20 protein-coding genes are annotated in these 20,449 nt (G+C 37.8%); all 20 read right to left on the minus strand.

Annotated elements, in window-relative coordinates; all coding sequences use genetic code 11:
* Nucleotides 1–285 precede the first annotated feature (285 nt).
* The 20 genes from porN to FA045_RS06290 all read right to left on the minus strand — a co-directional run bounded on the left by porN (nt 286) and on the right by FA045_RS06290 (nt 20,445).
* Entirely contained in the window at nt 286–1,209 is a 924-nt protein-coding gene (gene porN, locus FA045_RS06195) for a type IX secretion system ring subunit PorN/GldN (RefSeq protein ID WP_136875584.1), read from the minus strand.
* Nucleotides 1,210–1,215: 6 nt separating this feature from the next.
* A complete protein-coding gene (porM, locus tag FA045_RS06200; RefSeq protein ID WP_136875587.1) occupies nt 1,216–2,751 on the minus strand; it encodes a type IX secretion system motor protein PorM/GldM in 1,536 nt (511 codons plus the stop codon).
* Between the two features lie 39 nt (nt 2,752–2,790).
* Nucleotides 2,791–3,603, minus strand: a complete 813-nt coding sequence (gene porL, locus FA045_RS06205; protein WP_136875589.1) for a type IX secretion system motor protein PorL/GldL — start codon at nt 3,601–3,603, stop codon at nt 2,791–2,793.
* Nucleotides 3,604–3,650: 47 nt separating this feature from the next.
* A complete protein-coding gene (porK, locus tag FA045_RS06210; RefSeq protein ID WP_136875591.1) occupies nt 3,651–4,991 on the minus strand; it encodes a T9SS ring complex lipoprotein PorK/GldK in 1,341 nt (446 codons plus the stop codon).
* 241 nt (nt 4,992–5,232) lie between these two features.
* Nucleotides 5,233–6,003 carry a uroporphyrinogen-III synthase gene (locus FA045_RS06215; RefSeq protein WP_136875592.1) on the minus strand — a complete coding sequence of 257 codons (771 nt, stop codon included), beginning with the start codon at nt 6,001–6,003 and terminating at the stop codon, nt 5,233–5,235.
* Between the two features lie 16 nt (nt 6,004–6,019).
* Nucleotides 6,020–6,982: a DUF4271 domain-containing protein gene (locus FA045_RS06220; RefSeq protein WP_136875594.1), complete on the minus strand. Its 963-nt coding sequence runs from the start codon at nt 6,980–6,982 to the stop codon at nt 6,020–6,022.
* 534 nt (nt 6,983–7,516) lie between these two features.
* Entirely contained in the window at nt 7,517–8,572 is a 1,056-nt protein-coding gene (gene arsB, locus FA045_RS06225; protein ID WP_136875596.1) for an ACR3 family arsenite efflux transporter, read from the minus strand.
* 1 nt (nt 8,573) lies between these two features.
* Nucleotides 8,574–8,993 carry an arsenate reductase ArsC gene (locus tag FA045_RS06230; RefSeq protein ID WP_136875598.1) on the minus strand — a complete coding sequence of 140 codons (420 nt, stop codon included), beginning with the start codon at nt 8,991–8,993 and terminating at the stop codon, nt 8,574–8,576.
* Between the two features lie 17 nt (nt 8,994–9,010).
* Nucleotides 9,011–9,496 (minus strand): GNAT family N-acetyltransferase, encoded by a 486-nt coding sequence (locus FA045_RS06235; RefSeq protein ID WP_136875600.1) that lies wholly within the window; start codon nt 9,494–9,496, stop codon nt 9,011–9,013.
* 10 nt (nt 9,497–9,506) lie between these two features.
* Nucleotides 9,507–9,974: a DUF6428 family protein gene (locus FA045_RS06240; RefSeq protein WP_136875602.1), complete on the minus strand. Its 468-nt coding sequence runs from the start codon at nt 9,972–9,974 to the stop codon at nt 9,507–9,509.
* A 57-nt stretch (nt 9,975–10,031) separates the two neighbouring features.
* Nucleotides 10,032–10,361: an ArsR/SmtB family transcription factor gene (locus FA045_RS06245; protein WP_136875604.1), complete on the minus strand. Its 330-nt coding sequence runs from the start codon at nt 10,359–10,361 to the stop codon at nt 10,032–10,034.
* A 183-nt stretch (nt 10,362–10,544) separates the two neighbouring features.
* On the minus strand, nt 10,545–11,033 hold the full coding sequence (locus FA045_RS06250; RefSeq protein WP_205943106.1) for a DUF305 domain-containing protein: 489 nt from the start codon (nt 11,031–11,033) through the stop codon (nt 10,545–10,547).
* Between the two features lie 32 nt (nt 11,034–11,065).
* A complete protein-coding gene (locus FA045_RS06255) occupies nt 11,066–13,618 on the minus strand; it encodes a heavy metal translocating P-type ATPase (protein ID WP_136875606.1) in 2,553 nt (850 codons plus the stop codon).
* A 20-nt stretch (nt 13,619–13,638) separates the two neighbouring features.
* The gene (locus FA045_RS06260; RefSeq protein WP_136875608.1) at nt 13,639–16,266 is read right to left on the minus strand and encodes a multicopper oxidase domain-containing protein; all 2,628 of its coding nucleotides are present in this window, start codon (nt 16,264–16,266) and stop codon (nt 13,639–13,641) included.
* 10 nt (nt 16,267–16,276) lie between these two features.
* Nucleotides 16,277–16,744 (minus strand): heme-binding domain-containing protein, encoded by a 468-nt coding sequence (locus FA045_RS06265; RefSeq protein ID WP_136875610.1) that lies wholly within the window; start codon nt 16,742–16,744, stop codon nt 16,277–16,279.
* A gap of 5 nt (nt 16,745–16,749) precedes the next feature.
* Nucleotides 16,750–17,322 carry a DUF3347 domain-containing protein gene (locus FA045_RS06270; protein ID WP_136875612.1) on the minus strand — a complete coding sequence of 191 codons (573 nt, stop codon included), beginning with the start codon at nt 17,320–17,322 and terminating at the stop codon, nt 16,750–16,752.
* Between the two features lie 157 nt (nt 17,323–17,479).
* A complete protein-coding gene (locus FA045_RS06275) occupies nt 17,480–17,968 on the minus strand; it encodes a DUF3347 domain-containing protein (RefSeq protein WP_055132851.1) in 489 nt (162 codons plus the stop codon).
* A 109-nt stretch (nt 17,969–18,077) separates the two neighbouring features.
* Nucleotides 18,078–18,512 carry a hypothetical protein gene (locus FA045_RS06280; protein ID WP_136875614.1) on the minus strand — a complete coding sequence of 145 codons (435 nt, stop codon included), beginning with the start codon at nt 18,510–18,512 and terminating at the stop codon, nt 18,078–18,080.
* A gap of 112 nt (nt 18,513–18,624) precedes the next feature.
* Entirely contained in the window at nt 18,625–19,191 is a 567-nt protein-coding gene (locus tag FA045_RS06285) for a DUF3347 domain-containing protein (RefSeq protein WP_136875616.1), read from the minus strand.
* A gap of 24 nt (nt 19,192–19,215) precedes the next feature.
* Nucleotides 19,216–20,445, minus strand: a complete 1,230-nt coding sequence (locus tag FA045_RS06290) for an efflux RND transporter periplasmic adaptor subunit (protein WP_136875618.1) — start codon at nt 20,443–20,445, stop codon at nt 19,216–19,218.
* Nucleotides 20,446–20,449 lie beyond the last annotated feature (4 nt).

Here is a 20,449-nt window from a genome sequence, read left to right on the forward strand (position 1 = left end):
GTAATTTTATTAATCGAGTTCAGGTTGCTAGAAATTTACTCTACAAATAACAAGGTTAAATCAGAATGAGGAAGACAAGATAGAAAGTCTAGTTCGAGATTCTTCACTGCGTTCAGAATGACAAATTGTGTCTAAAAAAATTATTAAAGTTTTGTTGATGCTAATTATTTTGCAATAAATTTTTACTCGCAATGACGTACTGGCTACAAAAAAGGAGCAAATATAAATCTGCTCCTTTGTATAAATCATGCTTAGCCCTCTCCTTTGGGGAGGGTTGGGTGGGGATTAATACTCCCAAAGACCTTGCTCAAAATCAGCCATTGCTCTTTTAATACGCTCAGCTTCTAATAATCTATCTTTAGGGTTAAATAATAAGTCTTCAATTCTATTGTCTGCAGAATTCGATGTTTTTGTAATATTGCTAAAAAATAATCTTCTTACAAAAACATCATCAAAATTAATTCCTGAGTTATCATTTTGGTTATTGGCAATTTTGTGCTTTACTAAAATCTCACGTAAATCGTCAAAGTAAATCCAACCAGCAACAGTTCTTAAAGTATCTGCCAATGGTTTTCCAGTTGTAGGGTCGGCTACTGGATTTCCATTGTTATCAACTTGAGTTTTCACATCAATTCTTACTGGTGCAATACCGATAATACGAGGTTCAAAAATACCTCTTCTGATATCCATGATCCAATCTTCCTTAATTCTTAAAGTGGTAAAACTAGCTGCAAAAAATTCGTTATTCGCTCTGTTTACTTCATTAGTGCCTGGATTAACACCTAAAAATGCGGTATCTGCTGCAGAACTATTGGTAACATTTGGGTCATTACCTTTCGTCTGACCCATAGGATCACCTTTAAAATCCTCATCTTCACTTGAGTAAAGATCAAGTTCTCCCGCACTTATTGCATTGTAGATAATACCCAACAAATTAACTTTCGGAGAAGCTAAAATTTGGTTGCCACGATCTCTTAAATCAATTTCACGCCAAACACGTTTTGTGTAAGCTACATCTTCCTTTCTTACTTCTGCATAAGGCACCACAGTATCAGCCTCACTTACTTCTCGGTAAATGAAACCATCTTGCTTAGGTACCTTCTTTTTAACAACTTTTTTTGCTACAGGGGGCAATGCAGTTCCTTGCGTTTGCGCAAATGCAAAAACTGTACTGAAAGCGAAGAATGATACAAATATTAATTTCTTCATAATTTTTTAGTTTACGGTAAACACCATTGAATTTAGGGTTGGTGTACGTCCATCTGGCATTGCAGCTTGAATATTATCAATATAAACAACCGATTTGAATGGCAAGTTAGACAGCGCATTCTTAGCAGCTGCATTAAAATTATCACCTTGGCAATAGAAAACTTGCGCATCCTGACGAGGTCTAACTACAGTTACGTTAAACTTGGTAACTCTTGCTTTAATATCAAATTCAAAATTCTCCAGAACAGCTAAAACTTGATTTTCTCTAGCTAAAACATTTCCAGAAATGATGCCACCCATTTTACCAGCAAATTTTGCTGTTGGATTAGGAACAGCTTTAACTCTAAATTTATTGGTGCCTAGGTTTAATGATTTCCCATCGGCACTTGCGGAAACACTGATAGAAACTTCACTACCAATCATACCACCTCCAACGTTAACCATAAAATTTCCACCTGATCCAGAAATTGATCCACCACTCATGCTTGCCTTAATGCTTTCCAGAGGAAAACCTGGAGCAGAAATAGAAAATGGATTAGGAATACCTGCGTAAATTACGTTTAAGTTTTTAGAGGCAACCGTAGCAGATGGTTTTGCAACTTGATAAGTTATTGGTTGTGTTTCGTAAGTTTTAACTTCGCCATTGGCCTGTTTAACTCTAATTGTACCTTTCCAAGTGAAAGAACCTACGGATCCTGTTCCTCCAGTATAAGTACCAACTCCGTCTTTAACAGCTAATGAACTACCACCTACTGTAATTTCTGGATTTGATTTAGAATCACTGGCAGTTAAAAACACTTCTGCTTTGTACGGCTGACCTTGAATAACATAACTCCCAGAAGGCACTGCAACTGCTTTAAATTTATCTAAAGTCATTTGCGTTGGGTTTAACTCTCCAAAAATCTTTTTTACAATTTCGGCTTCAGCATTCTGTATATCAGACTGAATTTTAGTTAAAATGGTATTGGCAGCTGTTAAAGGAATACCTTCGCCAAAATTAACATCTTCCCATTTTTTGCCAGTACCAGTTTTAACAGGATCTTTAGCTTCTAACGAAAATGAAACATTAGCACGATCTTTAGGCTCAAGTAAAGCAATCAGTTTTGCTCTAGTCTCATTTATTTTAGCCTTTAACTTTGCACCCTCTTTTCTATTTATCATGATATTATTGGCAATATCTTGATTTTCACGAAGTACAAAATCTCCGGTTTCTGGGTCTATTCCATCACCAGCTGTTTCAAATTCCTTCTTTAATCTGATAATATCTTTATTTAAATCATCAGCATAAGCTTTAGCCTGCTGAGCTTTATCCCAAAGTGGTTTGGCTCGTTCTGGTTTATTTTTCAGTTCTGTATTTTGAAATGCACTAAAAACCTGATCTAAGCTAGAGCTTACATTGGTTCTAGAATCATCCAAACTATCGTTTATGTTCTTAAAAGCATTTAAGATTGTATCTGAAACGTTTAAAGCAAGCATTGCAAGCAATACCAGATACATCATATTGATCATCTTCTGCCTTGTCGTTTCTTTTCCTCCAGCCATGTGTAATTAGATTTTTGTTACGTTTAAATAAATTATTTACTAATTAGTACGTGGTTGGTTCATAGCGGTTAACATATTGCCATAAATTGCATTTAACGACGATAAGTTTTTAGCCAATTTTCCTACTTCTTCTTTAAATTGTTTCGAATCTTCCATAGATTCGTTAAAGTTGTTCATAGTTAAGGCAAGGTTCTGATAGAACTTATTCATCGATTTTAAATGAGCACTTGAATCTTGTAATTCTAATTCATAAACCGCATTTAAAGCAGATAAATTTTTGGCCAAGTTATTTACTTGTTCATGGTAAGCTTTAGAATCTACATTACTTTCGCCCATTTCTACCAACTGAGCAGTAGCTTTACCAAAAGCAGTGCTTAAATTATCAAAGCTTGATGAAGCTGTTTTCACTTTACCAGTAAATTCATTGGTAGCCAATGCAGCATCACTAACATTAGAAATTGTGGCTACTTTATCTCCAAACGTGCGTAAACCTGTACCTAAACTTTCAATTAATTCAGGACCAATTTTGGCATCTGTTAACATTTTGTCTAATGCAGCTGTTGATGAACCGCCAAAGGCAGGAGCAGCTTGTCTGATTGTTGCTTTTGGCAATTCGCCACTAAACCCATCAGCTAATTCTGGATAAACTCTTTCCCAAGGCAATTCTGGCTCAGGTGGATAAAAAGCAGTTAAAGCAAATAGAATTGCTTCGGTTACTAAACCAACACCAATTACATAATTTGCGTATACTCCACCTAAGTGTAAAATTTTTGCCAATGCGCCTAAAATAACTACACTCGCCCCTAATGATATTGCTACGTGTAACCACCCTGGTTGTCCTTTTGCTGCCATAATTTGTTTAAAATTTTCGTTTTTCTTTTGTTTGGTTGATTGATTTTTTAGTTTAATGCGTTTCCAGGGAAATCTGATACACAACGGAAGCCGATGTATGATCTTGCTTTATCTTGGTATTCGTAAGTGGCTACTGAATTTTGTAAAAAGAAGCCCATGTCTTTCCATGAACCACCTCTAACTACCTTAGCTCCTTTAGCAACATTGGTATAGTTCGGACTAAAATCTTGCAATAAGCTAGTTGCAGACCTATTGTGTGCACTGATAGTCCACTCGGCAACATTACCCGCCATGTTATACAAACCATAATCATTAGGTAAATAGGCTTTTGCATCAACAGTGTACAAACCACCATCATCTGTATAATTACCTCTACCAACTTTAAAGTTTGCTTGCAAACATCCTTTTGTATTTTTGATATATGGACCGCCCCATGGATATTTAGTTTGGGTTCTTCCGCCTCTTGCGGCATATTCAAACTCTTGTTCTGTTGGTAAGCGATACCTTAAACGACCATTTTCAGGTTGTTTTCTTGCTGCTGCAACATTTCTGTATAAAGCGGTTCTCCAATAAGAAAATGCATTTGCTTGATCCCAACTTACACCAACAACTGGGTAAGTATCGTAAGACGGGTGATTGAAATATGCATCAACCATCGGGTCGTTTTGAGAGTAAGAGAAATCTAATTTCCAAACTAAGGTATCTGGATAAACACTTACAGAAGGGTGCTCATTAGCTTTACCTGGAGTTGGATTGTCAGTGTAAGTTTGGATATAATCTTGTCTGCTCGAATTTGGATTTTTTCTACCAGCTGCCTCTAAATTATGATCTAAATAACTGAAAGCATATCTTAATTTTCTTACATCAATCTCATTTTTTCCTGGCAAGGCATCATTACCAGAGTAATACATATTTTGCAATTTTGCTTTATAAGTACTGTTTTTACCCCATAATACTTTTCCATCTCCAACCTTTTTCCAATCTATATTGTCTTGACCTGTTACTGCTGGGCCGCCTGCTGTTGCCGCTGCTTGAGCTTTATATAACGTTGGTGCACCAGATTTTCCTAATGAAGTTATGGCTACTGAATCTCTCACCCAATTTACAAATTGACGATATTCTGCATTGGTAATCTCGGTTTGGTCCATGTAAAACGCAGGGAATGAAGTCATTCTACTGGTGTTGCCAGAGTAAAAGGTTTGGTCTTCATCAGTCATCCCTATTAAAGTTCTGCCTGCCGGGATAAATACCATGCCCATTGGGATAGTTTTATTCTTAAATTTTCTGTTGTAAGCTCCAACTAATTCTCCAGATTGGCTACCGCCCTTGGAACAACTTGCTAAAAAGCCACAAACAATGAAAAAACCAAAAAGGTATATGTTTCTCATAAATTCAATTAATGCAGTATTGTAATTATTTTATAGCAATTTTATTGAATATCCATGACATTAGCAATTATTTACAGAAATAATTGCTGTGTTATGCTCATCTATTTTCTTTTAAAGCAAAAAAATAACATTAAATTAATGATAATTAACTATTTGTGAAATTTTTTAACCTTAAATAAAACCACATTAAGAAACTCAAAAAGCTAATTTCAGACAAACTAACGCAAGAAATTGTGATATATTATTTGTTAGATTTTTTAATGTAGTTTTCAATTGCCATTATCATTGAAGGAGCTTCTGGACTTGGTGCCGCAATATCAACAATTTGGCCAGCGTCTGTTGCGGCCTTATGTGTATTTAAACCGAAAGCAGCTATCCTCGTGTTGTTCTGTTTAAAGTCTGGAAAATTAGTGTAAAGAGATTGGATGCTGGAAGGACTAAAGAAACCAATAACGTCATAAAAAACTTCTGCTAAATCAGATAAATCACTTACTACAGTTTTAAACAGGACTGCTTTAACAAAATCGTAACCGTTTTTTTGTAAAAAGTTCATCGTGTCTTCAGTTGCAACATCAGAACATGGATATAAAAACTTTTCGTTTGCGTGTTTTTTAAGTACTTCTGCTAGGTCTGAAGCTGTTTGCTTACCAAAAAATATTTTACGCTTTCTATACTGGATGTATTTCTGCAAATAAAGTGCTGTAGATTCAGAGATGCAAAAATATTTAAGATCAGCTGGAACTTCATAACGCATCTCTTCGCAAATTCTGAAAAAATGATCTACTGCGTTGCGGCTGGTAAAAACAACTGCTGTAAAATCGGCCAAATTGATTTTATCTTTCCTAAAATCCCTAGCCGGAACCCCTTCTACATGAATAAAAGACCTGAAATCAATTTTCAAATTGTACTTTTTAGCCAGATCAAAATAAGGTGACTTCTCTGTCTCTGGTTTTGGTAAAGTAATCAGTATACTTTTTACTTTTCTTAACCTATCTTCGTTCTTTTCCTGCATTTTAACTTATTACCGCTTAAAATCCTATTGTCTTGATTAATATTAATATAGGGCAAATTTCGAGGGTGCAAAAGTACAAAAATAAATACACTTTTGAAAACCTATAATGAGATAAAATATTTACTCCTGCTCTTATAAACTGAAAAACAAATATGATACTTACTAAAGTTATAGCTATATAAATGTAAATATTAGTGTGTTTTAGTGGTGTTAGTGCGAATGCAACCACTAAAGGTGTAAACAATAAAGAACAATTAAAATAACTTAAATATAATATGGAAACGTATTCATTAACTGGTTTTTGAAAATTAAAAATAACACCCAATAACCTAAGCATTAATATTTTTAATACATATAATACGATAATAATTACAGAAATGGTAAGGTAAGACTGAATACCATTGGCTATAAAACTTCCATTTTGATTTTTCGCAACCAAATAAAAGAACATTCCTATGATGAAGCCAAACTGTATAAAAAGCAATAAAAAGGGCCAAGAAGTAAACAAATTATCTTCCTTATTTAAATTACTAAGTGCTCTGTTACTAAAAAATGATTGAATAATTGCGACTAACTGCTTGGAGAAATTTTGTTTAAGTACTGCAAACAATATCAATAAAAATGCTACAAAGGCAACAACCCAAATTTCACCCTTAGGTAAAGCTAATCCATCTTGTAAAACACTTCTTTTTATAGAATTGAGTCTAAAACTTCTGTTTAATTCTTCCAAATCAAGGTTTGGGAAACCGAATCCTTTACTTAAGCTGTCGGTTATAAATGCAGAAGCAGTAGAATCTAATGGTTTTAAAAATTTTGGCGTAATTGTATCCAGCACTAATACAGCAGCTGTATCTACACTATCAGTAAATAAACTAACATTTTGAAGACTATCTACAGGTATTTGAGTTTGCTTGGCATTTGCCGAAATAGCAAATAGGCCAATTAACAAAAAACCAAATAATAAATCCTTCTTTAACATCGTAAAATACAACAGCAACAGCTTGATTGATAATTTGCAAATTTACTGCTTTATTCTCTTGTTTTCCTAAGGTGTAACCTCAATAAATTATATTTGTAAAATGGCAGGGATTGAAGTAAATAAAGACTATCAGACACTTAGCCGGCACGAGTAACAAATAAGTAACACAATGCCAGCCAAATATGTGTTCTTACGGATGAAAAACAGAGGCTTTTTTTAAAGGTAAATTATTTCAAGAAAATATTCGAAAATAATTTAAGAAGCATAAACTACTAGGAGTTATAGATGCTTTGAAGTTGATTAGTCTGGCTGCATCAAACAACTAAGTCCGTAGCAACGTCAAATTTAAATCGAATGGATTACATTAACACCGTAGGAGCAATAGCAAAAACGATAGTTTTTGCAGGCCGCAAATGAGCGGTGGGCAGATCGGTACTAAAATAGGCTTTGATTCCTTTTTTTGCTATCGAAATAGAAGGTGGCAACCTAATAGGCAGTCCCTTGCCCTATTGCCATATAGTGTTATTGGAATACCTAGAATTTTTTCCTGAACCAAAAGGCAAGATTCACTAATGCGATCAGTGCTGGAACTTCAACAAGTGGACCGATCACGCCTGCAAATGCTTGACCTGAATTAATCCCAAATACACCTATCGCAACCGCAATGGCCAGTTCGAAGTTGTTTCCCGTTGCAGTAAACGCAATCGACGTACTCATTGAATAATCCGCTCCAAAGTATTTCCCTGCAAAAAAGCTCACCACGAACATAATTGAGAAGTAGATCACAAGCGGTATCGCAATTCGAACGACATCCATCGGAATCTGCACAATTAGGTTTCCCTTAAGACTGAACATAGTTACGATAGTGAAAAGCAAGGCGATCAAGGTAATCGGCGATATCATCGGCACAAACTTGTTCTGGAACCAATCTTCACCTTTCAATTTGATCAAACCATATCTGCTGATGATACCCATTGCAAATGGCAGTCCCAAATAGATGCCCACGCTTTTGGCTATCTCACCAATCGTAATATTTACTTCTAGGCTTTTCAGCCCGAAGTAAGGTGGTAATACCGTAATGAAAACATAGGCAAAAACACTGTACAACAATACCTGAAAGATACTGTTGAGCGCTATAAGCCCTGCCGCATATTCACGGTTTCCTTCTGCCAGCTCATTCCAGACCACGACCATTGCTATACAACGGGCAAGTCCGATCAGGATGAGACCGACCATATACTCTGGATAATCCCTTAAGAAAGTTATGGCCAAAAAGAACATCAGAAGTGGTCCGATTACCCAGTTCAGCACCAGTGAAACGGTTAGGACTTTTGTATCCTTGAATACTTCGCCCATCTGTTCATATCTTACTTTCGCAAGGGGCGGATACATCATCAGGATCAGTCCTATGGCGAGCGGTATATTGGTTGTCCCAGATGAAAAGGAATTGATGGTATCAGATGAAGAAGGGATAAAATAGCCAATCCCAACCCCGATCGCCATGGCAGTGAATATCCAAAGGGTCAGATAACGATCTAGGAAACCAAGTTTTTTCCTCTCTAGGGCGGGTGCACAATTGTTTGCCGACATCTTAACGTTTTAAGTTTTCATTGACAAAATTCTGAGCGTACTTTCTGATCATTTCCCTTACCTCACGGAATTGTTCCATCACCTCTTCATCACTACCTTTAGCTTTTGCTGGATCGGGAAAATTATAATGCAGCTTTACCGCATTGATAGGAAAATACGGACAACTTTCTTTTGCGTTATCACAAACAGTAATCACATAATCGAAATCCATGTCCATATATTCATCTATATTATTAGAGGTGTGTCCAGAAATATCTATCCCATCTCTTTTCATAATTTCGATGGCTTTTGGATTCACTCCATGGGTTTCTATTCCCGCACTGTAGATTTCCGCCCTGTCTCCAGCGAAATACCTTAAATAACCTTCGGCAATCTGGCTTCTGCAACTGTTTCCAGTGCACAGCACTAATACTTTCTTCATAAATAGTTTTTTATAATTTAACTGATAATTTTACTTCTTCTTTCCAGCAGCACCGTATCTCGCCAACCCCCATTCTGCTTACCAATCTTTTCCCGAACACCAAGTGTCCGAAACCCAGCTTTTTCATGGATACGAAGGCTACCTTCATTCTCCGGAAAAATTCCGGCCTGCAGAGTCCATATCCCCTCTACTTTACTCAATTTTACAAGTTCTTCCAAAAGTGCAAGGCCAATGCCCTTGCCTGACTGTCCTGGCTCAACATAAACGCTCACTTCTGCTACGCCAGCGTACACACAACGTGACGAAACTGGAGTCAATGCTGCCCAGCCAATCACTTTATCATTTTCTTCGGCAACAATCCTACAATTAACAAGATGCGAGCCATCCCACTCTTCCCAAGACGGTGCACCGGTCTGGAATGTAGCATTACCAGTAGCGATGCCCTTTTCATAGATCAACTTGACCTGCTCCCAATCTGAATCTAGTAGGTTCCTGATTTCCATGTCAAGCGAATTAACAGCAACCGCTACCAGGAGTACAATTGTTTACTGCACCTGCCAGGTTAACCATTCCTTTTCTCGGAGCACCTTCAACGCCACAAGCCTCCTTTGCAAGACAGGTGGTCTGCTTTGCAAGTAACAGAAAGTTCGTTCCATCAAATCCAAGGTCATATTTGCCAATGGTACCCGACTGGTATTCCACTTCGATTTCCAGATCTTCCATGCCCAATACTTTTTCCGAAAGCGCTATGATTCCCAATAGCTTTCCTGCTTTCAAACGGTGCTCATAGTCATCTGCATCCCATAACTGGAAGTTTGCTACTTTTTCATGTCGTACCTTACCACCGCAGTCGATAAAGTCTTTTGTAATGATTCCCACTTCTGTAACATGGAAATGTTCGGGCACCATTCCCCCATTTTCTACGTGAAAATTTACCTCTTCGGCAGTAGTTAAGATTTCTTTGATTTCTGATAGTTTCATAATTTATCTATTATAGTAATATTGCAATTTAACGATTGAAATAGGCAAACAAAATGCTTAACAGCAGACCGTTTCACCTTTGTAGGAGCCTAAAAAACCACCGAACTGCTCTTCCAATATCTTCCATGTTTTAGGATTGATGCAATAGCATACACTTACGCCCTCTATTGTGCCCTGTATAATTTTTGCTGTTTTAAGTTCTTTCAGGTGCTGGGAGATTGTGGCCTGTGCCAGTCCAAGTTCGCCAACCAAGTCACCGCAAATGCAGGTGTTGGATATAATGATCCTTTGAAGGATGGCGATACGTGCAGGATGTGCAATTGCTTTCAAAAGTGTTGAAAGTTGATTCTGCTCCTGTGTGAATATTTCTGTTTTTGTAAGTCCCATAATTATATATCGCAATATTACGATACATTTTTATTTAATCCAAATTTTTCGACATATATAGTATATTCTATTACAGAATTATGATTAAGCTTTGGAGAAAGCTACTAGTTAGCTGAATTACAACTTAAGATCCTAATATCCAATATAATGCTTATCATAGCAAAAAATCGGTTAAACTCTTTGCTATTCAAGAGATTCCAACTTGGCTTTCATAACGTCTATTTCCTCTTGTTGGCTTTTAATGATTTCCTGTTGCAGTTTCTTTATTTCTGGGTCATTTGATTTTGATTGCTCACTCATTAAAATTGCCGCTGCATGATGCGGGATCATTCCCTTTAAAAATTGTTTATCCGAAACCGCGGTTTGAGATTGGATTAACAAGAAGAATGCAATTAAGCCTACTGAGCATATCGTAATCAAACTTATATTGAGCTTTTTATTACCATACATTTTCCCCATTAAAATAAGTTCAATGATAATCATGGGCATCGTCATCAGCCCAGCCATATAAAACTGGTTAATATTCGGGTATACATTTGCAAAGTTATTTACCATTGAGTACATCAGAACGTACATCGCTATGAAAGAAAGTACTGCCATAATGAGCAGCTTTTTGTAATGGTCGCCATGATTTTGCGACATTTCCATTTGCTTGTGATCTTTATGTTCCATAATTAATATGATTTATTGCCTTTATATAAAAACTAATCAATCTTCGCACTTCTAAGCCGCAATGAGTTTAGAATAACAGATACTGAACTAAGACTCATGGCAAGTGCAGCTATCATTGGTGATAATAAAATTCCAAAAAACGGATATAAAAGTCCTGCGGCCACAGGTATTCCCAATACATTATATCCAAGGGCGAAGAAGAGATTTCCCTTAATATTACCCATTACTTTGTGGCTTAACAATCGTGCTTTTGCTATTCCATTTAAATCTCCCTTTACAAGCGTAATTGCTGCACTTTCAATGGCGACATCGGTTCCTGTACCCATAGCGATACCAATATCTGCCTGTGATAGTGCGGGTGCATCATTAATTCCATCGCCAGCCATAGCTACCTTTTTCCCTTGGGCCTGTAGTTTTTTGATTTCGTTCAGTTTATCCTCTGGTAGCATCCCGGCTTTGAAGCCATCTAAATTCAAGGTTCCGCTAACTGCCCTTGCCGTATCCTCATTGTCGCCAGTAAACATAATTACCTCCAAGCCTTCATCCTGAAGTTTTTTGATAGCGGTTGCACTGGAAGCTTTGATTTTATCAGAGATTACCACAAAGCCAACAGCTTTATTTCCAACGGCTAAATAAGAAACCGTCTTGCCCTGTTTTTGAGCAGCTTTGACCTGCTCTTGCAATTCGGAATCAATTTTGGCCTTAACGTGTTCCATTAATTTCTGATTACCCAAAGCAAGTTTTTCTTCCTTCAATATACCAGTTACACCTTTGCCGGTTACAGCTTCAAAATTTGAAATTGGTTGAACTTTTACTTTGTTTTCTTCCCCATAACGTAATGTTGCCTGCGCTAAAGGATGTTCACTGCTACTATTTAGCGCCACTATTCTTTCAAGGACTTTCTTTTCATCAAAATCTGTATCGGCGCTAACAACACTCTCAACTGAAGGTTTTCCTTCGGTAACCGTTCCTGTTTTGTCAATGATCACCACATCAATGGCATTCATTTTTTCAAGAGATTCCGCATTCTTGATCAATATGCCAGACTGGGCGCCTTTACCCACGCCAACCATTATAGACATTGGTGTAGCGAGACCTAGTGCACACGGACAGGCAATGATCAATACGGCAATGGCATTTACAAAAGCATATACATAAGAAGGTTCTGGGCCATATATTGCCCATACGATGAATGTTATCATGGCAATCAATACCACCACAGGCACAAAATATCCCGAAATCCTATCTGCCATTTTTTGGATAGGCGCTTTTGAACGACTAGCGGAATTAACCATTTCGATGATCTGAGAAAGCAGTGTTTCCGAACCTACCTTTTCGGCAAGCATGATAAAGGTCTTGTTGCCATTGATGGTTCCTGAGCTGATTTTGTCCCCAATCTTTTTCTCGACGGGAACAGGTTCGCCAGAGATCATGGATTCGTCTATAATGGCTTCTCCCGTTTTGATGCTGCCATCGACAGGTATTTTTTCACCGGGCTTCACCCTAAGCAGGTCTCCCTTTTGGATGTCATCAATGGAAACGGTTGTCTCTTTATCTCCTACAACTCTTGTGGCTGTATTTGGGGCTAATTTTAATAGCTCTTTAATGGCGCTATTAGTTTTACCATGTGCCCTGGCTTCTAAAAGTTGTCCTAATAAAACCAGTGTCAAGATCACGGTTGCAGCCTCAAAATAAACATAGACCGTACCGTGATGGGTCTTGAACTGCTCTGGAAAAATATCGGGAAAAAGCAGGGCGACAAGACTAAAAAGCCAAGCCACCCCCGCACCAATACCAATCAGGGTAAACATATTCAGTTTCCATGTAATTATAGATTGCCATGCACGCTGAAAGAACATCCATGTTGCATAAAAAACCACAGGTATAGAAAATGCAAACTGAACCCAGTTCCAATATTTTAGCTCCATTAACTTAAAGATCGGATTACCGGGTATCATTTCTGACATTGCGATTAAAAAAATGGGAACGGTAAAAACGGTAGCAATCCTAAATTTACGCAACAACGCTTCGTAGGTTTTATCTTCCTCCTCCAAATCAACACCCATCGGCACCAAATCCATTCCACATATAGGGCATGCACCAGGCTGATCTCTGATGATCTCGGGATGCATAGGACAGGTAAATTTCGTTGTTTGTTTTAATTCAGGTTGCTTTAATAAATCCATCCCGCAAACTGGGCAATGACCTGGTTTATCATAGGTTTTATCCCCTTCACAATGCATAGGGCAATAATATACTCCGCTAGTTTCATTTTTATGAGCCTTTAATGGAGCATTATCATGACGATGATGGACAGAATTAGAATGCTCCTGATGCCCGTGATTATGCATTTGTTTATCCTCTGTAATCTTATGTGATCCCGACATTTGAATCGTGTAATTTCCAGCAGCGGAAAGAGTTTCTTGCAATTTTTCGGTTGGAATGTGCTTATCCATTGTGATTGTTGCTTCCGAAGTTTCCAAGGTAACCTTTGCAGAAACACCATCAATTCCGTTCAATGCGTTTTCAACCTTTGTTCTACAACCCTGACAGGTCATTCCGGTTATTTTATAAATATGCTTCATAACGTGATGATTTTAATAAGTTAATAGTTTAAGGTTAGTCCGGCACCATAGCCCATGTCACTGTCATAGTGGGTAGATAGGCCAAAATATTTGGTAACGATATATCTAAATCCGGCCATGTACTCCTTATCTGTATTGACCATGAACTGAAAACGAAGTCTTTTGGAAATAGGAACATCTTCCCGCATCAGCTGGAACCTCACATTTCCTTTATGATCCACAGAAGCATCTGCGATAATTAACATCGGCAGCGTATATTGCACCCCTAAATGAAATACCTGTCTAAAGTTCTTGGTATTGCGTTGCCCGAAAACGTTGTTGCCCGGTGATAGGGATTGTCCAAAAATATTTTTGTCAAATGGATCAATAGTCCTTTTTCTAAAGTCCCAACCCACGTAAGGTAATAGCCATTGATTTCGCCCGATATACCTTCCAAAGTGACTTTCACTTTCATAACCCATTTCTTTATCAAAGCCAATTCTCCATTCTGTTGTGAAACGATAGCGGGTATTGGCCAGCATAATTTCACCATCGCTACCATTGGTTTCTATTCCAACCCTTGCCATGGGATGAAATTCCCGGTCATCGCTGAACAATTTGCGCTGTGCTAATTTAGGATCAGGAATTTCAGGATTAGGTGGGGAGTTTTCATAGCTGAAGACACGTCCCATACCGCTCATCATGTGGTAGAGGATATGGCAATGGAAAAACCAATCACCTCCGGGTTCCGTAGCAGCAAATTCAATGGTGTCCCTTTCCATTGGCATAATGTCCAACACGTTTTTCATAGGTGCGTTTTCACCCTGTTCGTTAACTACCCTAAAATCATGACCATGAAGGTGCATAGGATGGCGCATCATACTATTGTTGAATAGGATAATCCTTACATTTTCACCTTTCTTGATGAGGATTTTATCGCTTTCAGAAACCGTTTTGTTATCCAAAGACCATACATAACGGTTCATATTCCCGGTAAGGTCAAACTTCAATTCTTTCCATGGCCCTTTAGGTAAAGTTGTTTTCTTCGGATCACGAAGCATTCCATAGTTTAACGTAATGATGTCCGGGTTATCAGAGGCCATATTCATTCCTGCCATACTTTTATCGTTCGGCATTTGCATACCCGGCATTGCTGCTTTTTTGTTTTCTTTTTTCGGATTTTCCTCGCCTGTTACCTCCGGATACATCACTGTATTCATATCCATAATCTGGTTCTGCATTTTCATGCCCTCCATTTCGATCATGTTGCCACTCATGTCCATCATGTCGTTCATCATTTTCATTCCTGCAAAATATTTCAGTTTAGGTAGCTTCTGGGCAGGAACTTTTTCTCCCTCGCCCAGCCATAAGGAAGCCGATTTGGTGCGGTCTTCAGGCGTTACTAAAAATTCATAGCTCTTATTTTCTGGTATGGTAACCACGACATCATAGGTTTCTGATACGGCTATGATCAGCCGATCCACCTCAACAGGCTCTACATCATTTCCATCGGTAGCCACTACGGTGATCTTACCCCCGGCATAAGTTAGCCAGAAGTAATCAGACGCGCCACCATTAGCAATACGAAGCCTTACTTTGTCGCCTGCTTTAAACTGGGGCTGCTGGTTTTGGTTCTTGCCATTGATTAGAAAGGCATCATAATAGACATCACTAACATCCATAGCATTCATGCGCTTCCACTCGTTGTTGATTTTGGTTTTGAAGTGTCCTGTCCTGATTGCCTCGGCATAACTTTGGGTCGTTCCTTTTTTAATGGCAAACCAATCATTGGCATTCTTCAAGCTTCGGTGTACTTCTTCTGGTTTCATATCCGTCCATTCACTCAATACTACCGGAATGGTTGGAATGTCCCATTCTTTCTTTTTGTTCATAATGAATGCACCGTACATACCAATCTGCTCCTGCAATCCACTATGGCTGTGATACCAGTGTGTTCCATTCTGAATGATAGGGAATTTATAGATATAGGTTGAATGGGGCTTAATAGGCATTTGCGTAAGGAAGGGAACTCCATCCATTTTATTGGGTAAAAACAGGCCATGCCAGTGCAAAGCTGTCTCCTCATCCAGGTTATTGTGTACATAGATCAATGCCGTATCACCTTCGGTAAAGGTTAAGGTTGGCATTGGTATCTGTCCGTTTACTGCAATTGCCCGTTTTGTTTTCTTTCCGAATGTTACGGTTGTGTCGGCAATGTAAAGATCATAGCGGACGGTGCGAGGCGGCGCAGTACTTGAAATGGTTTTAATTGGTCCTAAATTTAACTTCGCCTTTTTAATGTTTTCCATGGTGACACTGTTATCTCCCATATCCATCCCGGCCATGTCTTCCATTCCATCATCCTTTTTGGGCATCTCCTTCATAGGCATTTTCATATCTCCCATATCTGAAGTCTTTGCAGGCTGCGATTTTTTATCTGGAGCGGAAGCTTTCGGTTTAACAGTTTTTGCTTTTTGAACAACGAGCTTCATACCACATTTCGGACAATTGCCAGGCTTGCTAGATTGTATTTCTGGGTGCATGGTACAGGTATAAATAACCTCGGCCGGTTTTTCACTTTCCTTTTTTGGCATTTTCATTCCCTTCATATCCTGAGCAGAAACCGCCGAATAGAGGATCAATAAAAAGGCCGTTAATATATTTTTCATAATTTGATGATTAAAGATTTTTTTTATTTAGGCTATCCTTTGATATTTGAACCCAACCAATTATTTGCATTTTTTCTGCATCGCTCAAAATAGCATTTCTATGGATGAGGGTATATGAAGATAAAGGCATAGTACCATCTTTTAAACTGTTTTCTATGGAGCGTAGTTTACTTTGCTGTCTTCTTGCCGTATAGGAACCAAACTCATTAAAATTTAATTCAGCTTTACCAGATTTTACATGATCGTCCAAGAACCAATTCAAAGGTTGCACATTGGCATACCATGGGTATTGGGTGTTGTTACTATGGCAATCATAGCAAGCTTTTTTCAGAATTCCTTGTACATCATCTGGCATGGCAACCATTTTAGAAATATCATTTGGCATAACCTGCCCACTTTTGTTGCGGGCAGGTTGTACAAATTGGATAATTACAAGGATTACCAATAATCCAAGAAGTATTTTTTTTATGCCTTTCATGGCTACTATTTTAATTCCTCTTGAACCTTTCCGCAAGTTGGCATCGCTTTTCCAAGATAAGGGTTTTTAATATCCTTCACTTCGCTCAACCAGATTGCTCCTTTATTGTCATTAAACATCGGGCAGTGATCTACATATAGTTGTTGATTAGCTCCTAATAATTTCACAAGATCATACATGTCCTTGCTCAACATATCAAAATGTTCACGCTGATGTGCAATGTTTCCGACATTAGCTCCAATATGTTCGGCATGTTCTTTGCCATCATCATATATGTCGGTATAAGCTTTATCCTGCTCTGGCGTTAAAGATTTTTTATCAAAAGAAGCGAAACCAGCTACCATTTCATTTCCAGCAGCTGCTGCATCTTTATCATTGTCAGTTGTAAGGGCATTCTTTAATTTGATATATGAACTTAACAACGCAGCAGTGGAAGCACCTTTTTCTGAAGCCCCTGCTACAACAGTATTAGTTCCTGTAGAGTCTGAGGTAGTTGCTGTTTGAGTTTTATTACTGCCGTTGGAACAGGCTGTTAGAAATAGTAGAGAAATAGCTGAGCTATAAATTAATGTTTTCATCGTATTTTAATTAAAATATTTTTAAATTGTTGATTATCTGTTTAGGGAACAATTGCATTTGTATAACCCTAGAACAGAATTATTTGATAAAATTCGAAGTTAATTGTACAGCTACTTGCACCCAAATAAGGTGAAACTGTATAATTAACAAACAGAATTACTTTAAAGTTTCCTTTATCGCTCCGCAGGTTAACATTTGTTTTCCGAAATAGGGGTTTTTAATTGCTGTGTTATCAGAAAGCCAATAGCTTTTTTTCATTGGGCAGTAGTCATAATAGACTGGCGCTTTGGTCAATTTTACAGCTTTAGCTAATTTGAAAAGGTTGGCAGAAAAATTAGCAAAGTGTTCTCTTTGATGTACGATTTCCTTTGTCTCTGAGATATGTTTAGCATCAAATTCAAGTTTATCCTGAAGCCCCATAAAAGAGGTCATTTCTTCCTTTGGCATTGATTTCATATCCATACTGCTCAATACTTTAGAAAATTCGCTTGCTTTTGATGCGGCTAAAGTTGCATCGGAATTTACCAACGCATTTTTGATGTCGTAGTAAGCCGTTAATAAAGATTGTGTTTGGCTGTTTTGGGCAAAAACAGGTTTGATCCATGCAGTTGCAACTAAGGCAACTACTAAAAATATTTTTTTCATGATGTGATAATTTAATGTTTATACTAATTTTTAGACATAGCAATAGCTATGTCTAATGTATTTGTCCGCTAACAGTAGTAAACTGGCTGTTTAGCAAGCTCATTAAATCTTATATCTGAAAACTTTGAATGCTTATTCGAATATCTTCGTTAGGGGGTCGACACCTATGGTTTACGTAACCACTTTGATCTGGTGCGATACTGATTACTGTAACTAATAAAGTATAAGCGTAATTGGCAAGCCCTACTACAGGTAAACTAACCAGTACTTTAGCACTTTCTGGGATGAGTTTACTTTGGATAGTCAGCTCATTTACCAGCTTTTTACAACAAGGATCTTCGTTTGAAGAATTCAGTCCTGGTATCGAGGTAATCTCATGGTCCTCTGCATGATTGTGCTCATGATCTTTGTGTTCATGAACAGCCGCTTTTGTATGGGAATGAGTATCATTATCATGATTCTCCTCCATTGCCAAAGCACAGCCAAAACCCACAACAGTATTGAGCAAAAATATAACTAACAGAAAGATAGCTTTACTTTTCATGACTATGCAAATCTATATAAAGATGCAAAATTAAATTTATATTATTCTACCTATTAGTTATATAATTATGCTGCTACCCATTTAGAGTAGCAGCGTTTAAATCCATCTATTCTTATTTCAATGTTTCTTTTACTTCGCCACAAGTCATCATGCTTTCGCCGAAATAAGGGTTTCTGATTTCTTTTTGATTACTTAACCAAGCCGCACCTTTATCATTTAGTGCCATAGGGCAGTATTCTACATAGATTTCGCCAGAGTTTAAGCCAGCGCTTTTTACTCTTTCTATAAAATCAGTACTCAAATCAGCATACAAAGTTCTTTGGGATTCAATATCTTTAGCTGCACCTATTTTAGCTGCTAATGTAGCTAATGAACCACCATTATTTAGTGCTTTTGAACCCAGTTCGATAGCATTAACTGCTACTTTTGCCTCGATCATATCACCATTTACAAGTGCATTGGTAAGATGTACATAATGTTGGTAAACTGCATTTAATTTATCGTCTTTTAAACTAACGCTTACAGCTGTTTTTTCCACAGGAGCCGCATCGTGACCTTCGCCTGCCGCATGGTTATGACCTGCATGTGCATCTTCAGCTACTGGTTTATCACTGTTTCCACAAGCTGCAAATAGCATTACTGCAACTAAAATCATTACAAAATTGGTTATTGTTTTCATTTTTTTTGGTTTTATAATTAATATTTATGATTTACTTAGTTTAAGCCCTTCAACAGGGTTTTTTCCTCTTTTAAGGATATACTCGCTATACAATAGATATGCTCCAGTTACTACTACCTGATCTCCTTTTTTCAATCCTTCGGCAATCTCAACCTGATCATCGTTTTCTTGCCCAGTTTTTACAAGCTTGGCTTCAAAATTGTCTTTTCCGCTTTTAACCCAAACGTGCATTCCTTTTCCATCTCTTATTACAGCATCTACCGGCAAAGTCAATACATTAGTTTGACTTGCAGAAGGTAAAAAGACGTTGGCTTGTAAGCCTGGTTGCCATTGATTTGATGGATTAGGGATAGTCCCTCTAATTTGTGTAAGCTGTGAACCTGATTGTAAAGCTGGTGTAATAAAGCTAATGATCATTTCTTGTGGCTTATCTTCCCAACCTGCAACCACCACCTTAACCTTTTGACCCTGTTTTATGTTTTTAGCCTCATTTGGATAAACATCCGCTTCGACCCATAACTGACCATAGCCTTCCAGTCTTATTATCGAGCCTCCTTCTTGCACATACTGCCCCTGCGTTACGGATAACTCTGCCACAATACCACTTTGCGGTGCATAAAATACAATAAATGGATCCTTTTTCTGTGTTTTTAACAATTGCTGAACCTGACTTTCAGATTGACCATATAACAACAATTTCTGTTTAGCCGCAGCAACTAGCTGACTCTCTATTTTATCGCCCTGAAATTGTTTCTGTTGTGCTACAGCCATTAAATACTCCTGTTGCAGGGTAGCCAATTGCTCAGAATACAATTGATACAAAGGCTGCCCTTTACTTACCTTAACTCCAGTTTCTCTTACATATAATCGCTCTATTCTACCTGCAATTCTACTAGAGATATAGCTACTTTGTTCAGGATCAACAGTTAGTCTTCCATTTAGCTGTTTACCACCAGAAAAGCTATTTTCACCTATGATTAGGGTAGTTATATTGGCTAATGCCTGGCGTTTCTCATCTACTTTCAGTGCTTTATCATTACTGTTTTTTTCAAAAGGCACTAAATCCATCCCACAAATGGGACAAGTACCCATTTCATTTTTAATTACCTGCGGGTGCATAGGACAAGTAAAAGTCTGCACCTTTTCTTTTGCAGCCCCCTCTACAGGTTTTTTCTCATTGCTACACGCTGCAATAAATACCGATGGAAGCACCGCCATTAAGGCAATTTTCTTTATAAATAATTTACGTTCCATAATT

The organism is Pedobacter cryotolerans (assembly GCF_005116475.1).
In the GTDB taxonomy this organism is placed as follows: Bacteria; Bacteroidota; Bacteroidia; order Sphingobacteriales; family Sphingobacteriaceae; genus Pedobacter; species Pedobacter cryotolerans.

Bases quoted from the DNA above. Each gene is read 5' to 3' on its own strand.
- FA045_RS06285 (WP_136875616.1), bottom strand. From the start codon at position 19,191: ATGAAAACAATAACCAATTTTGTAATGATTTTAGTTGCAGTAATGCTA.
- FA045_RS06265 (WP_136875610.1), bottom strand. From the start codon at position 16,744: ATGAAAGGCATAAAAAAAATACTTCTTGGATTATTGGTAATCCTTGTA.
- FA045_RS06235 (WP_136875600.1), bottom strand. From the start codon at position 9,496: ATGGAAATCAGGAACCTACTAGATTCAGATTGGGAGCAGGTCAAGTTG.
- porM (WP_136875587.1), bottom strand. From the start codon at position 2,751: ATGGCTGGAGGAAAAGAAACGACAAGGCAGAAGATGATCAATATGATG.
- FA045_RS06250 (WP_205943106.1), bottom strand. From the start codon at position 11,033: ATGGAACATAAAGATCACAAGCAAATGGAAATGTCGCAAAATCATGGC.
- FA045_RS06255 (WP_136875606.1), bottom strand. From the start codon at position 13,618: ATGAAGCATATTTATAAAATAACCGGAATGACCTGTCAGGGTTGTAGA.
- FA045_RS06215 (WP_136875592.1), bottom strand. From the start codon at position 6,003: ATGCAGGAAAAGAACGAAGATAGGTTAAGAAAAGTAAAAAGTATACTG.
- FA045_RS06245 (WP_136875604.1), bottom strand. From the start codon at position 10,361: ATGGGACTTACAAAAACAGAAATATTCACACAGGAGCAGAATCAACTT.
- FA045_RS06280 (WP_136875614.1), bottom strand. From the start codon at position 18,512: ATGAAAAGTAAAGCTATCTTTCTGTTAGTTATATTTTTGCTCAATACT.
- porL (WP_136875589.1), bottom strand. From the start codon at position 3,603: ATGGCAGCAAAAGGACAACCAGGGTGGTTACACGTAGCAATATCATTA.
- FA045_RS06270 (WP_136875612.1), bottom strand. From the start codon at position 17,322: ATGAAAACATTAATTTATAGCTCAGCTATTTCTCTACTATTTCTAACA.
- FA045_RS06220 (WP_136875594.1), bottom strand. From the start codon at position 6,982: ATGTTAAAGAAGGATTTATTATTTGGTTTTTTGTTAATTGGCCTATTT.
- FA045_RS06275 (WP_055132851.1), bottom strand. From the start codon at position 17,968: ATGAAAAAAATATTTTTAGTAGTTGCCTTAGTTGCAACTGCATGGATC.
- FA045_RS06240 (WP_136875602.1), bottom strand. From the start codon at position 9,974: ATGAAACTATCAGAAATCAAAGAAATCTTAACTACTGCCGAAGAGGTA.
- FA045_RS06230 (WP_136875598.1), bottom strand. From the start codon at position 8,993: ATGAAGAAAGTATTAGTGCTGTGCACTGGAAACAGTTGCAGAAGCCAG.
- arsB (WP_136875596.1), bottom strand. From the start codon at position 8,572: ATGTCGGCAAACAATTGTGCACCCGCCCTAGAGAGGAAAAAACTTGGT.
- FA045_RS06290 (WP_136875618.1), bottom strand. From the start codon at position 20,445: ATGGAACGTAAATTATTTATAAAGAAAATTGCCTTAATGGCGGTGCTT.
- porK (WP_136875591.1), bottom strand. From the start codon at position 4,991: ATGAGAAACATATACCTTTTTGGTTTTTTCATTGTTTGTGGCTTTTTA.
- porN (WP_136875584.1), bottom strand. From the start codon at position 1,209: ATGAAGAAATTAATATTTGTATCATTCTTCGCTTTCAGTACAGTTTTT.
- FA045_RS06260 (WP_136875608.1), bottom strand. From the start codon at position 16,266: ATGAAAAATATATTAACGGCCTTTTTATTGATCCTCTATTCGGCGGTT.